Raw genomic sequence first — 12,924 nt, forward strand, 5'->3', positions numbered from 1 at the left:
TCTCAGTCGAAGAGGCTCGACACCGATTGCTCGGCAGCGGTGCGGTTGATCGCCTCTCCGATCAGCGCGTCCGTTGAAATCACCCGGATATTCGGCGCCGAGTGGATTTCCTGGGTCGGCTGAATCGAGTCGGTGATGACAAGTTCCTTGAGCTTCGAGGATGAAACCCTGGCGACTGCGCCGCCGGAAAGCACACCATGGGTGATGTAGGCGGTTACCGATTTGGCGCCATTGTTGAGAAGCGCTTCAGCGGCGTTGCACAGAGTGCCGCCGGAATCGACGATATCGTCGATCAGGATGCAATCCTTGCCATCTACCTCGCCGATGATGTTCATGACTTCGGATTCACCCGGCCGGTCGCGGCGCTTGTCGACGATCGCGAGCAGCGAGCCAAGCCGCTTGCCCAGCGCACGGGCGCGCACCACGCCGCCGACATCGGGGGAGACGACCATGACATTTTCCAGCTCATACTTGGCCTTGATGTCGCGCGCGATCACGGGAATCGCGAACAGGTTGTCGGTGGGAATGTCGAAAAAGCCCTGGATCTGGCCGGCGTGAAGGTCAAGCGTGAGAACGCGGTCGGCGCCTGCCTCGGTGATCAGGTTGGCCACCAGCTTGGCCGAGATCGGTGTGCGGCCGGATGCGCGGCGATCCTGCCGGGCATAGCCGAAATAGGGAAGAACCGCAGTAATCCGCCTGGCCGACGAGCGGCGGAAGGCGTCGATCATGATCAACAGTTCCATCAGGTGGTCATTGGTCGGGTAGGACGTCGACTGAAGGATGAAGACATCCTCGCCGCGGACGTTTTCCTGGATCTCGACAAAGATCTCCTGATCGGCAAAACGCCTGACGCTGGCCTTGCCCAAAGGCACGTTGAGATAATTGCAAATGGACTCTGCCAAACGCCGGTTCGAGTTTCCTGCGAAAACCTTCATTTGGGACCGCCTGTTTTTTCGGCCGCGTCGCTCCGTGCGCAGGATCACGCAAGGGGACGGGGCGCCAACCCGTTTGCCCGCCTTTTAGCGGGGGTTTTGATGATTGCAAGCACACATCGCCAAGCGGTGTAATTTTTCTGTTAAACTTCTCGAGCCGTGACGCGGTGAGGCCACAGCACGACACATCCCCAGGGTTGCTACAGGCCGCGCCACGCAATGTAGTCAGAGAGGGTGCGGGTGGCGATCTGCTCCATCACACTGGCGGGCACCGAGGCCCACGGATCACCGGAGCCGCCCGGGAAGCTCTCCTGCCCCTGGATGCGCGTCAGACGGGTGCCTGAGGGATCGAGAATGTCCCAGACATAGTAGACGGTGGTCTGGCCGTCGAAGCTGTCGGCTGAAAAATATCCTTTGAGCACATGCTCACCGCCCGGATCGGAGGCGCTGAGGATCGCAAGGCCGCGATTGCGGGCCTCGACGGCCAGTTGCCGTGACAGCGGGGTGACCGCATTCACCGGCGCGCCGATGACCGGCATGAAACGGATCTGCCCGCGAACCTGGCCGGCGGGGAGGGCTGCCTGTGTGGGGGCCTGTCCTTGCGGGACTGTTGCCTGTGTCGGAGGCGCAGCCGCGGTTCCAGGTGCGCCGGCAAACGGATCAAAGCCGCCTGGCGATGGCGTATCCGCAACCTGTTGCTGCTCACCGGGAATCGGCTGGAGAGACTGCTCTGTGACATTGCAGCCCGCCAGTCCCGTCGCCAGTATGGCGATCATGCCGATAAATCTGATGCCTTGCATCATGCTTCCCGCCCGTTTCCCATGCTGTTATGAAATCCCGGAGGCAGGCCTGTCAATCTTTGACGAGACGGGTGGGCAGGATGGTGAAGCCCTACACCTTGTCGATGCGGCAGGCTGCAAGACTTCAAAAAGGCGGATGCCGGCCGGATCGTTCAGGCGGCGATGATCAGATCAAGTGGTTTGGCAGACAGGGATTCAGGCTCATCCTGGGTCGTCAGATAGGTCTGGCCGAGGGTCATCGCGGTCCCGGTTTCCGAATCCATGATGATCATGTGCACGAACAGCGTCATGTCCGGGGCGATCTCCAGCGGGTTGCCGGTGTGGAACATCTGGTGCTCCATCCAGCTCGGGGTAAACCGCGCGCCGACCGAGTAGCCGCAGGCGTTGAGGCGATGACGCGTCAGGCCGCGCTCGTCCATGACCTCGGAATGGGCGTCGAACACATCTCCAAAGGTGGTGCCGGGCTTGAGGATGGCGGTGATGGCGTCCAGCGATAGCCTGCAGGCCTCGTAGAGTTCGACGTGGCGGGGTGTCGGCTCGCCCAGGATCACGGTGCGCATCATCGGGGCATGGTAATGGGCGAAGACACCGGCCCATTCGAGCGTGAGCTGGTCGTTGGCCTCGAGTTGGCGGCGCCCGGCCTTGTAGCGGCACAAAAGCGCGTCCTCGCCGGAGCCGATGATGAACTCGTTGGCAGGATAGTCCCCGCCGCCGGAGAACACAGCGCCCTGCATCGCCGCCAGAATGTCGGCCTCGCTGCCGCCGGGCTTGATCAAGGGCATGGCCGCATCGAGCGCCGCGTCGGACAATTCCGCCGCACGCCTGGCATAGACGATTTCCGCCGGGCTCTTGATCAACCGCAAGCGACTGACGACGTGGGAGGCGTCAACCAGTTCGGCAAAGCTCTGAAGCTGATTGTCGAGCTTGTGGCAGTTTGCGCCGGTCAGTCCGTGGGTATCGTACTCGACGCCAATGCGGGCGCCGAGCAGATCGAGGTCGGAGAGCAGGTTCTTCAGGTCCAGCGCGGGATCGGCGTTGGTCCTGTCGGTCCAGACCATGATCCGCTCGATGTTGGATGTCTGCCGGGCCTGGCGCAAGTCGGCCGAACGCGTCAGCAGGGTCATGTTGCCATCGGCCTTGACCACCAGGCACTGGAAGAAACAGAAACCGAAGGTGTCGTAGCCGGTCAGCCAGTACATGCTTTCCTGGGCGAACAGCAGAATGGCGTCGAGCTTTTCCTCGCGCATGCTGGCGGTAAGCTTGTCCAGACGGGCGGCGTATTCCTCGCGTTCAAAATGCAGGGCCATGGGCGTCCTCCTTGATGGCGATGGCGGAGATCTGTCGTCCGTAATCGGGTTCGTTGCGGTGGGTGGAGCGGCGGTAGGAATACCAGGCCTGCTCATCGGCATAGGTGCAATCGGGAAGCATTTCGGATCTCAGCCCGGCCTTGAGCAACCGGTCGACCGTGTACTGCCGGAGATCGAACAGGGCGTGTCCCGGTCTCGACGAGGCCTTGAAATAGGTGTCATGAGCCGCATCGCGGGCGAGGAAGCGGTCTACGAATTCCGGCCCGACCTCGTAGTTCTCCTGACTGATCGACGGGCCAAGGGTCGCGACGATACGCGCGGGCTTCGCGCCCAGTTGCTGCATTGCCTCAATGGTGCTTTCGAGCACACCGTCAAAGGCGCCGCGCCAGCCGGCGTGGGCTGCGCCGATGACGCCCGCTTCCGCATCGGCAAACAGCACCGGACCGCAATCAGCGGTCAGCACGCCGATCACCAGTCCGGGGGTGCCGGTAACCAGCGCGTCGGCTTCCGGCCGCTCGGCGCGGTTCCCGGACGTTGCGATATGCACCCGCGGCGAATGCACCTGATGCACGGTGACCAGCCGGTCGAGATCCAGTCCGAACCAGCGGCTGACCCGGGTGCGATTTTCGATGATGTCTGCGCGGTCGTCCTTCGAGCCAAGGCCAACGTTGAGGCCGTTGTAAAGTCCCTTGGAGACGCCGCCGGCCCGGTTGAAGAAACCATGGGCGATGCGGTTGTCCGGGGACAAGCCATCCAGCAGTGCGCTTCGCACCGGGGCTGGTGCGTTGCCCTCAACCGTCATGAACTGCTCCTCCCGTAGGGCCTGTGGGGCGAGTCGAATCCGCCGATCGTGCCTCTCAGCGCGCAGATGGTGGCCATCCGGGCTGCTCCTGTCAATTGACCGGTTCAAGCCTGTTGGGGATCAAAGGGCGCAATGCGGACCTTCCGGCCGCTGACCGCCAGGACCTTGAACAGCGCTCCCATGCGGCCTTCCCCTTCGCCGGCGAGCCGGTTGACCGCGTCGCCAATGGTCGCCTGAGTCAAACTGTCACGTCCGGCGCCCAAAGCTCCCGCACGCTCGAGGATGCCTAGGCCCAGTAGAAAATCGCCCTGGGTGAGGGGGCGGTGGACATGGGCGCCGGCGGCCCCCGCGGCCTCGGCCAGGACCTGGAAGTCGACATGGCTGGTCAGGTCAGCCTCGCCCGGGCGGGCCAGCGGCGGGTCGAATTCATGCTGGTGGACGGCTTGCAATGTGTCGCCGAAACCAGTGACCAGATGGCCATAATCGATGATCAGGGCGGTGCCCCCGTCACGCACGAGTTTCGCGGCCACGGCCTGCATCACAGCCGCCCGTGCCGGCGAGATCTCGAAAATCTCGCCTTCGCGGACAGCCGCTTCGGGGATGGGCAACAGCGAAGTGTCGAGACCAGCCGGGCCGAGGCCGAAAGCCAGGGCGCCTGTGTCATCGAGCCCGACCATGCGCTCGGAAAAGCCCTGCCGCGTCTTGATGAACTGGCGAATTGGTATGGCGTCGAACAATTCGTTGGCGACCATCAGGGTAAAGCCCGCCGGGATCTCCTCGAAGGCGTCGTGCCAGCTGATCCTCTGCTTGACCCGGACCAGTGTCTGGCGCTGCACATTGCGCAGCCGCTCGCTGGTTTCGACCATGTGGATCGTGGCTTGTTCGTAAAGGGCCGGCGCCAGGCGGGAGATTACCCGCAACGCGTCCGACATCAGCGTTCCGCGTCCCGGTCCGATTTCGACGATCCGGGTGTTTTCAGGCGCGCCCTGGACATGCCATGCCTGGACCAGGAACACACCGATCATCTCGCCGAAAAGCTGCGAGATTTCCGGAGCGGTGATGAAGTCTCCGGCCTGGCCGAAGGGCTCGCGGCTCTGATAGTAGCCATGGTCGGGATCGGCCAGGCAAAGCGAGAAGTAGTCCGAGATTTTCAGCGGTCCGGTTTGCTGGATAAGGTTCCTGATCTTCTCGGCAAGCGGTGTCATCCCTGGGACCTTTCCGGACTTGCTCAAGCGCGTGATCTGGCGGTCGCGACCGCCCAGATGCCGACCGCCAGCATCGGCAGTGACAGCACCATGCCCATGGTCAGCCAGCCGCCCGCGAGGTATCCGATCTGGACGTCCGGCTCCCGAAAGAACTCGATGAAAATCCGCGACAGCGCATAGCCGATAACGAAGCAGCCCGCGACCAGCCCGGGTTGGCTGAGAGCCTTGCGGCGGTAGATCAGCCAGGCCAGGACAGCGAGCAGAAGCAGGCCCTCGAGGGCGGCTTCATAGAGTTGCGTGGGGTGGCGGGGGAATGGGCCGCCAGTCGGGAAGACGAAAGCCCAGGGCACATCGGTGAGTTTGCCCCAGAGCTCGGAATTGATGAAATTCGCCAGGCGGCCGAAGAACAGGCCCACCGGGACAACGGCGCAGACGATGTCGAACAGGTTGAAGACCGGGATGCCGCGGCTGCGGGCAAACAGGATCATAGCGACCAGGGTACCCAGAAGGCCGCCATGAAAGGACATTCCGCCATTCCAGATTTCCAGCGCGCGCATCGGATTGGCTGCAATGGCCGCAAAGTCATAGAACAGAATGTATCCGATGCGCCCGCCGGCGACGATGCCGACCGTCGCCCAGATCAGGAAGTCATCAATGTCGAGCTGTGTCATGCGCGGACCGGACTGGGGCCAGAGGCTGTCGTTTGCGACAAGCCTGCGGGCATATTGCCAGCCGAGCAGGATGCCGACCACATAGGCAAGCCCGTACCAGCGCACCTGCACCGGGCCGATGGCAAAGATCACCGGATCAATGTCCGGAAAGGCCATCAGCGACAACAGTGTTGCGGTGTGCTCCAACGCGGTTTCCTTCCTGTCTGAGCGGGAGGATGTGGTTCCCGGACAGCATCGTCATTGTTACAGGGCAGCCACTCTACCCGTGTTCCGTACAGAATTGATCCTCTGGCATGGCATGCGGGCTTTGCGCAAGCCTTGCGCCGCATGGTTTGGCTTGCAACTCGGCGCCGGAATGCTTACCTCAGATCATGACTGCAAAGGCGAAGCCGCCCGAATGAACCCGAAACAGGGATGACGATGATGAACAGCGGATCGAACAGACTTCTCGACGAACTTGCCAAGGTGATGACCGATGCGGCGGGTGCGGCCCAGGGTGTGCGGCGGGAAATGGAAACCGCCATGCGCAGTCAGCTCGAACGGCTTCTCAATTCGATGGATCTGGTCAAGCGCGAAGAGTTCGAGGCGGTTCGTGACATGGCGATCAAGGCGCGTGAAGAGAATGACGCGCTGTCGGCACGGCTTGATGCCCTTGAAAAGAAGCCGGCTGCGACGGCTTCGCAAGCCGCCAAACGGCCTGCATCCAAGAAGGCTCCTCCGAAGGACGCCTGAGGGTCGATTGTACCCAATTTTTTTTGCACAGGTTATCCACCGGACCGCGAGGCTCAAAAAGCCTTTTGCGTGAGTCAGTTATGACTCCCGGCGGAATCACTTTCGCAGGTCGGTCCACAGGCTTCGGCTGACAAAATGCTGCCGGGGGACTGGCGCTCGGACTCTGCATTTATACACTGATTCTAAATGATGATTCGGAACGGGCAGCAAACAGCCCCGGCAGGAGTCGCAAATGCGTGCGCCCCGGGATGCGGGTGAATCATGCGTGAGAGAATTGGTTGTCCGGATGCCGCAGGAGCGGTTCGCCGGACGCTTGAAATGAAGCTAGGTGGGGCATGAATCTCAGTAATTTCGAATTCGAACGGCACTCCAATCCGGTAGACATGATCGAATTCGTGGCGGCGTCCAACGACTGGACGTTCGAACGCTCCGGTGAACACGAGATCGCGATGACGGTCGAGGGGCACTGGACCGATTATCACGTGTCGTTTTCCTGGATGGAGGACTGCGAGGCGCTGCATATCGCCAGCGCATTCGACATCAAGGTTCCGGACATGCGGGTCACCGAGGTGATGAAGCTTCTCTCCCATGTCAACGGCCAGGTGCTCATGGGGCATTTTGACCTGTGGCAGCAGGAGCACGTGATCATCTTCCGCCAGTCTCTGCTTCTGGCCGGCGGTGCCGAGCCGACCAACCGCCAGGTCGAAGTGCTGCTGTCCAACGCGCTTGATTCCTGCGAGGCCTATTTCCAGGCCTTCCAGTTTGTCGTCTGGTCGGGCATGGATGCCAAATCGGCGATCACGGCCGTGATGTTCGAAACGCGCGGCGAGGCATGAGATGATTTCTCCCGGCACTCCCCTGGTTCTGGTCGGCGCCGGCAATATGGGCGGCGCCATGCTCAGCGGCTGGCTGGATGCAGGGACTGATCCGGCCGCGATTGTCGTGATCGACCCGAAGCCGCCGGAAGCGATGGTGGAGCGGCTGGCGGATGCCGGTGTGAGATGCGAAGCCTCGGCGCCCGAGGGCGTGACCGCAGGCATCCTGATGCTGGCGGTCAAGCCGCAGATCATGGATGCTGTGCTGCCCGGCCTGAAAGGCCTCGTCGGTCCGGACACGGTCAGCCTGTCGGTCGCTGCCGGCAAGACGCTTTCCTATTTTGAAGAGCGGCTTGGCGGCGCGGTGGTCCGGACCATTCCGAACACACCGGCGATGGTCGGACGCGGCATTACCGGCGCGGTCGCAAATGCGGCCGTGAGTGCAGAAGCGAAAGCCGAGATCGACCGCTTGTTGTCGGTTTGCGGGCCGGTTGAATGGGTTGAAGACGAAGCGATGATCGATGCGATCACCGCAGTGTCGGGCAGCGGCCCGGCCTATGTCTTCTATCTCGTCGAGTGCATGGCGGAGGCGGGGCGCAAATGCGGCCTGCCGGCGGACCTCGCCATGCGGCTCGCACGGGAAACCGTCACCGGCGCCGGAGAGTTGATGCACCGGTCCCCGAGCGAGGCTGCGACACTGAGGCAGAACGTGACCTCGCCGAACGGCACGACAGCGGCGGCGCTGTCGGTGCTGATGGCGGAGGACGGCATTCAGCCGGTGTTCGAAAAGGCGCTGAAGGCTGCCGCCGACCGGTCCCGCGAACTGGCTTCCTGAGATCCACCTTTTCACGACATGCGAGGCCGATGATGAGCGCGACGATTGCCTGGGATGATTTCGAGAAGGTCGATATTCGCACCGGCACCATTGTTGCCGCCGAACCGTTCCCGGAGGCTCGCAAGCCTGCCTTCAAGCTCCGGATCGATTTCGGGCCGGAGATCGGCGAGAAGAAATCATCGGCACAGATCACCGTGCATTACACGCCCGAAGCCCTCGTTGGACGGCAGGTGATGGCGGTGGTGAATTTCCCCCCGCGCCAGATCGGGCCTTTCATGTCGGAAGTGCTGACACTGGGATTTGCCGACGGCAATGGCGATATCGTTCTGGCGGCGGTCGACAAGACGGTTCCGAACGGCGCCCGGCTGATGTGACCGCGGCGCCTCGGGGTTTCTGAAAAGTCCCTGTTTAGTCATTTGTGCTGGCCGTTTCAGGCGGGCAGACGCACCGTTGCGCGCAGGCCGCCCATGGCGCTGTCTGACAGGGTGACGTCGCCGCCATGGCTGCGGGCGATGTCGCGCACGATGGCAAGTCCGAGACCGGTTCCGGTTTCATCCTGGTTGCGCGCCGCATCAAGACGGTAGAACGGCCGGAACACATCCTCCCGCGCGTCGGCGGGGATGCCCGGACCGTCATCGTCGATGTTGATGGTGAGCCACCTGCCGCGGTTGACGGCCTCGATGGAAACCTCGTCGGCGTGCCGGCAGGCGTTGGAGACCAGATTGGTCAGCAGGCGGTCAAATGCGTTGGGCCGGACATTGATCTCGTCGTCGCCCTGCACCGACACGCTCACGGTGGCGCCGCGCAGCCGTCCGTCTGCCGCAACCTTCTCGACAACGTTGTTCAGGCTTACCGTGCCGACATCCTCCTCGGCTTCGCCGCGGGCGAAGGAGAGGTAGCTGTCGAGCATCGACTGCATGTCGTCGATATCCTTGTTCAGGCCGTCGAGCTCCGGTCCATCGCCGACCAGCGCCAGTTGCAATCGGAACCGGGTGAGGATGGTGCGCAGATCGTGGCTGACGCCGGAAAGCATGGCGGTGCGCTGCTCGAGCTGGCGCTCGATGCGTTCGCGCATCTTGATGAAGGCGATGCCGGCGCGGCGGACCTCGTCGGCGCCGCGGGGGCGGAAGTCGTCGGGCATGCGCTGGCCCTTGCCGAAGCTTTCGGCGGCCTGGGTGAGCTTGAGGATCGGCCGGATCTGGCCGCGCAGGAACAGGATGGCGATGACCAGCAGAACCAGCGAGGTGCCGACCATCCACAACAGGAAGATGTGGGTGTTGGAGGCATAGGCCTGACTGCGCTTGGCAAAGACCCTGAGGATCTTGTCCTCGAGCTTGATTCGGACCTCGACGATGTTGGAATTGCCGACGGTGTCGATCCAGAACGGCAGCCGCACCTGCCTGGTTATTTCCTCGGAGAGGATCTGGTCGAGAATCGAGAAGAACGGCTTCGGGCGCGGGGCGGGCAGGTCGCCTGGCGGCTCGATGGCGATGTTGAGCTCAAGCCGTTCGCGGGCGATACGGATGATCTCGTCGTAGTCTGAATCCTGCGGATAGGTCGACAGCACGTCGATGATGGCGGCGATGTCGCGTGTGACGGCCATGGACAGCCGCTGGGTGACGGTCTGCCAGTGCCGCTCCATGAAGACAAAGGCGATGACCGACTGCAGCAGCACCATGGGGATGATGATGATCAGCAGGGCTCGCGCATAGAGCCGCGTCGGAATGCGTTTGGTGAACCAGCGCGTGAAACGACGGAAGCCGCTTGGCGGATAACGCTCATATTCCCGTCGAATGGAGTCGATGCTGGCCATGGCTCCCAAACCTCCCGCCCTGCGCGGTCATTGCTGATTGTTGGTGGTTATAAACAAGCTGAGGCGGAATGGGTAGCGACAAGCGGCAGCGCGCCTCCATGTCATGGTGCAGCCGGGCTTCGCACGGAGCGCCGGGATGGACCTGACCAACTTCTGCTGACGTCCTCGATCACAGTGGTACAGGACGGCTTCTGAAACCCTATGAAACTTCTTTCGGACAGTCTTTGCAAAAAGCTTGCAAAGCCAGCCAATACACCCATCTAATCTGAAATTGTTCTGGGAGGAGCATCACGATATGGAACGACCTTGGACTTCTTTTTACGGGCCGTCCGTCCGCGCCGAGATCGATGAGTTGCCGTTTCGCAATCTCGGTGATCTGGTCAGCCATACTGCCTCGGTCTATGGCGAGGCTCCGGCTTTCACGGTCTGCCTTCCCAATGGCATGAATGGAACGCTGAGTTTCCGTCAGGTCGACGAGATGTCGACGGCACTCGCCGCCTATCTGCGCGAGGTCGCCGGCCTTCAACAGGGCGACCGGGTGGCCCTGCAGGCGCCCAATGGGCTGCCGTTTCCGGTGGTCGCCTTTGGGGTGTTCAAGGCGGGCTGCGTGCTCGTCAACGTCAATCCGCTTTACACCGCCGAGGAGATGGCCAAGCAGTTTGCCGATTCCAAACCTTCGGCGCTGGTGATCGTCGACATGTTTGCCGACAAGCTGCCCGAGGCGCTCAAGGGCCATCATATCCCAACGGTGATCGTGACCCGGGTGGCCGAGTTCATGCCTTCCTTGCCGAAAATGATTGTCGGTGCGGTTCAGAAATACTGGGACAAGACCATTCATCCGGTGGATGTCGCCCATATCCGGCTGCCAGACGCGATTGCGGCAGGCGCGGCGCGGCGGGATGAAGGCAAGATCGGGGCCGGGTCCTATACGACGTCAGTTGATCCCGATGACATCGCCTGTCTGCAATACACCGGCGGCACCACCGGTGTGTCCAAGGGCGCCATGCTGTCGCACCGCAACATCATCATGAACATGGCGCAGACCATGGAAATGATCAGCGGTGTGAAGAAGGGCGAGGAAGTGGCGCTGACAGCGCTGCCGATGTACCACATCTTTGCCTTTACCGTGAACCTGATCGGGTTCTACTGGCTTGGCGCGCGCAACATCCTGATCCCCAATCCGCGGCCGCTGTCCAATCTCAAGCGCGCATTCGAGAACTACAAGATCACCTGGATGAGCGGGGTCAACACGCTGTTCAATGGTCTCTCAAGCGAGGTCTGGTTTCTCGACACGCCTCCCAAGCATCTCAAATTTGCTTCCGCGGGCGGCATGGCGCTGCAAAAGGCGGTGGCCGAGCGCTGGGAAGAGATCACCGGAAAGCCGGTTCTCGAGGGGTACGGGCTGACTGAATCCTCGCCGGTGATCACCTTCAACCCGCTTGGCCGGACCCGCAGCAATTCGATCGGCGTGCCGGTGCCCTCAACCGATGTGGCCTGCCTCGATGCCGGCGGCAAGCCGGTGGCGCAAGGCGAGGCGGGCGAACTGGCTGCGCGCGGGCCGCAGGTGATGCTGGGCTACTGGAACCGGCCTGAGGAAACGGAAAAAGCCATCAGGGATGGCTGGTTGCTGACCGGCGACATCGCCACCATGGATGCGGACGGCTATTTCCGGATCGTCGACCGCAAGAAGGACATGGTCCTGGTCTCGGGCTTCAACGTCTATCCCAACGAGATCGAGGATTGCCTTGCAGCGCATCCAGGCATTGTCGAATCCGCCGTGATCGGTGTTCCGGACGGAGCATCGGGTGAAGCGGTGAAGGCCTATGTCGTCCGCCGTGACCCGGCGCTGACCGTCGAGGACGTCCGCGCCTACTGCAAGCTGCACCTGACCGGCTACAAGGTGCCCAGGCTGGTCGAGTTCCGCGATGACTTGCCCAAGTCCAATGTCGGCAAGATCCTGCGCAAGGATCTGCGTGCGGAGCAAGAGACCAGGACTTCCGAAGCCGCAAGCGCCTAGGACAAGCATGGCCGACCGGAGCGCTGTGGCGGTCCGGGAATCGAGTAGAAACGACCGGCTTTCAGGGAGGAACCATGGTCGGACCTTTGGAACAAGCAATTCTGGCTTTGATGATCTTCGTGATCATGCTTGGCATGGGCGCGTCCCTTACCCCGCGCGATTTCGCGCTGGCGCTGAAGCGGCCCTACGGTCTGTTTATCGGTGTGGCCTCGCAGTATGGTTTCATGCCGTTCATTGCCTTCCTGCTGGCAATCAGCCTGCCGGTACCGGACCCGATCAAGATCGGGATCCTGATCATGGGCTGCATGCCCGGCGGCACCACGTCCAATATCTTTACCTATTTCTCCAAGGGAAATCTGGCGCTGTCGGTGCTCATGACGGTCAACTCGACCGTCTTCGGCGTGGTGTTGATCCCGCTGGTGCTGGTGCTCTATGCGGGGGCGCTCGATCTGCAGATCCCGCGCGAGAACATCATCGTGACGCTGGTGCTGCTCCTGGTGCCGGTTGCCATCGGAATGGGCTTGCGCAAGCTCAATGCCAATGCCGGAGCGGTGACCGAGTTCCTCGGCTCGCTGCTGGCCGTCATTTTCATCCTGTTTCTGATCGTGTCCTGGATTCCGAGGAACTGGGACTTTCTGACAACGACGACCTGGGCCACCTATTTTGGCGCCATTGGGCTTGGCGTGTTCGGGTTCGCCATCGGCTACGGCTTTGCAACGCTGCTCAAACTGCATCCGCGCAATGCCCGCACAATCGCACTGGAAACCGGCATTCAGAACGGACCGCTGGCGATTGCCATCATCGCCTTCACCTTCTCCGGCACCGAGGCCCAGTCGGTGATGGCGGTACCGGCACTCTATTCGCTGTTTATCGTTATGACATCGACGATGCTGACCTTCTGGTTCCGCCGGATCAACAACGCCGGAGAGCAGAAATTGCCTGACGGCCTGCTGTAGAATTCAGAGGCCGGGCAGCCGGTGCGCCGGGTAAGCCAA

General features: G+C 61.9%; 13 protein-coding genes. 6 read left to right on the top strand and 7 right to left on the bottom strand.

The annotated features are described in order from the left end of the window. Nucleotides 1-2 precede the first annotated feature (2 nt). The 6 genes from SPHINGO391_RS04685 to lgt form a co-directional block, all read right to left on the bottom strand. Nucleotides 3-935: a ribose-phosphate pyrophosphokinase gene (locus tag SPHINGO391_RS04685; RefSeq protein ID WP_152007738.1), complete on the bottom strand. Its 933-nt coding sequence runs from the start codon at nucleotides 933-935 to the stop codon at nucleotides 3-5. Between the two features lie 197 nt (nucleotides 936-1,132). Beyond that, a complete protein-coding gene (locus SPHINGO391_RS04690) occupies nucleotides 1,133-1,732 on the bottom strand; it encodes a hypothetical protein (RefSeq protein ID WP_152007739.1) in 600 nt (199 codons plus the stop codon). A gap of 152 nt (nucleotides 1,733-1,884) precedes the next feature. Beyond that, nucleotides 1,885-3,039: a Xaa-Pro peptidase family protein gene (locus SPHINGO391_RS04695; protein WP_152007740.1), complete on the bottom strand. Its 1,155-nt coding sequence runs from the start codon at nucleotides 3,037-3,039 to the stop codon at nucleotides 1,885-1,887. After that, nucleotides 3,023-3,841 carry a peptidoglycan editing factor PgeF gene (gene pgeF / locus SPHINGO391_RS04700; RefSeq protein WP_152007741.1) on the bottom strand — a complete coding sequence of 273 codons (819 nt, stop codon included), beginning with the start codon at nucleotides 3,839-3,841 and terminating at the stop codon, nucleotides 3,023-3,025. Before pgeF ends, SPHINGO391_RS04695 begins: the two co-directional genes overlap by 17 nt. 104 nt (nucleotides 3,842-3,945) lie before the next feature. Further along, nucleotides 3,946-5,046, bottom strand: coding sequence for a class I SAM-dependent methyltransferase (locus SPHINGO391_RS04705; RefSeq protein ID WP_152007742.1), 1,101 nt, complete (start codon nucleotides 5,044-5,046; stop codon nucleotides 3,946-3,948). 23 nt (nucleotides 5,047-5,069) lie between these two features. Continuing rightward, entirely contained in the window at nucleotides 5,070-5,903 is an 834-nt protein-coding gene (gene lgt / locus SPHINGO391_RS04710) for a prolipoprotein diacylglyceryl transferase (protein ID WP_152007743.1), read from the bottom strand. 237 nt (nucleotides 5,904-6,140) lie between these two features. Here lgt and SPHINGO391_RS04715 point away from each other — a divergent pair, with 237 nt between their 5' ends. The 4 genes from SPHINGO391_RS04715 to SPHINGO391_RS04730 all read left to right on the top strand — a co-directional run bounded on the left by SPHINGO391_RS04715 (nucleotide 6,141) and on the right by SPHINGO391_RS04730 (nucleotide 8,473). Further along, on the top strand, nucleotides 6,141-6,449 hold the full coding sequence (locus tag SPHINGO391_RS04715; RefSeq protein ID WP_152007744.1) for an accessory factor UbiK family protein: 309 nt from the start codon (nucleotides 6,141-6,143) through the stop codon (nucleotides 6,447-6,449). Nucleotides 6,450-6,784: 335 nt separating this feature from the next. Further along, nucleotides 6,785-7,285, top strand: a complete 501-nt coding sequence (locus tag SPHINGO391_RS04720; protein ID WP_152007745.1) for a YbjN domain-containing protein — start codon at nucleotides 6,785-6,787, stop codon at nucleotides 7,283-7,285. Nucleotide 7,286: 1 nt separating this feature from the next. After that, nucleotides 7,287-8,099: a pyrroline-5-carboxylate reductase gene (gene proC, locus SPHINGO391_RS04725; RefSeq protein WP_152007746.1), complete on the top strand. Its 813-nt coding sequence runs from the start codon at nucleotides 7,287-7,289 to the stop codon at nucleotides 8,097-8,099. A 32-nt stretch (nucleotides 8,100-8,131) separates the two neighbouring features. Beyond that, nucleotides 8,132-8,473, top strand: coding sequence for a tRNA-binding protein (locus tag SPHINGO391_RS04730; RefSeq protein WP_152007747.1), 342 nt, complete (start codon nucleotides 8,132-8,134; stop codon nucleotides 8,471-8,473). 56 nt (nucleotides 8,474-8,529) lie between these two features. On the opposite strand, the gene SPHINGO391_RS04735 is transcribed toward SPHINGO391_RS04730, so the two are convergent. Beyond that, a complete protein-coding gene (locus SPHINGO391_RS04735; RefSeq protein ID WP_152007748.1) occupies nucleotides 8,530-9,912 on the bottom strand; it encodes an ATP-binding protein in 1,383 nt (460 codons plus the stop codon). A gap of 295 nt (nucleotides 9,913-10,207) precedes the next feature. Between SPHINGO391_RS04735 and SPHINGO391_RS04740 the strand changes: the two genes are divergently transcribed. After that, nucleotides 10,208-11,929, top strand: a complete 1,722-nt coding sequence (locus tag SPHINGO391_RS04740) for an AMP-binding protein (protein ID WP_152007749.1) — start codon at nucleotides 10,208-10,210, stop codon at nucleotides 11,927-11,929. 74 nt (nucleotides 11,930-12,003) lie between these two features. Beyond that, a complete protein-coding gene (locus SPHINGO391_RS04745; RefSeq protein ID WP_152007750.1) occupies nucleotides 12,004-12,885 on the top strand; it encodes a bile acid:sodium symporter family protein in 882 nt (293 codons plus the stop codon). Nucleotides 12,886-12,924: the final 39 nt, after the last annotated feature.

The sequence above is a fragment of the Hoeflea sp. EC-HK425 genome (assembly GCF_902498795.1).
Lineage (GTDB): Bacteria > Pseudomonadota > Alphaproteobacteria > Rhizobiales > Rhizobiaceae > Hoeflea > Hoeflea alexandrii.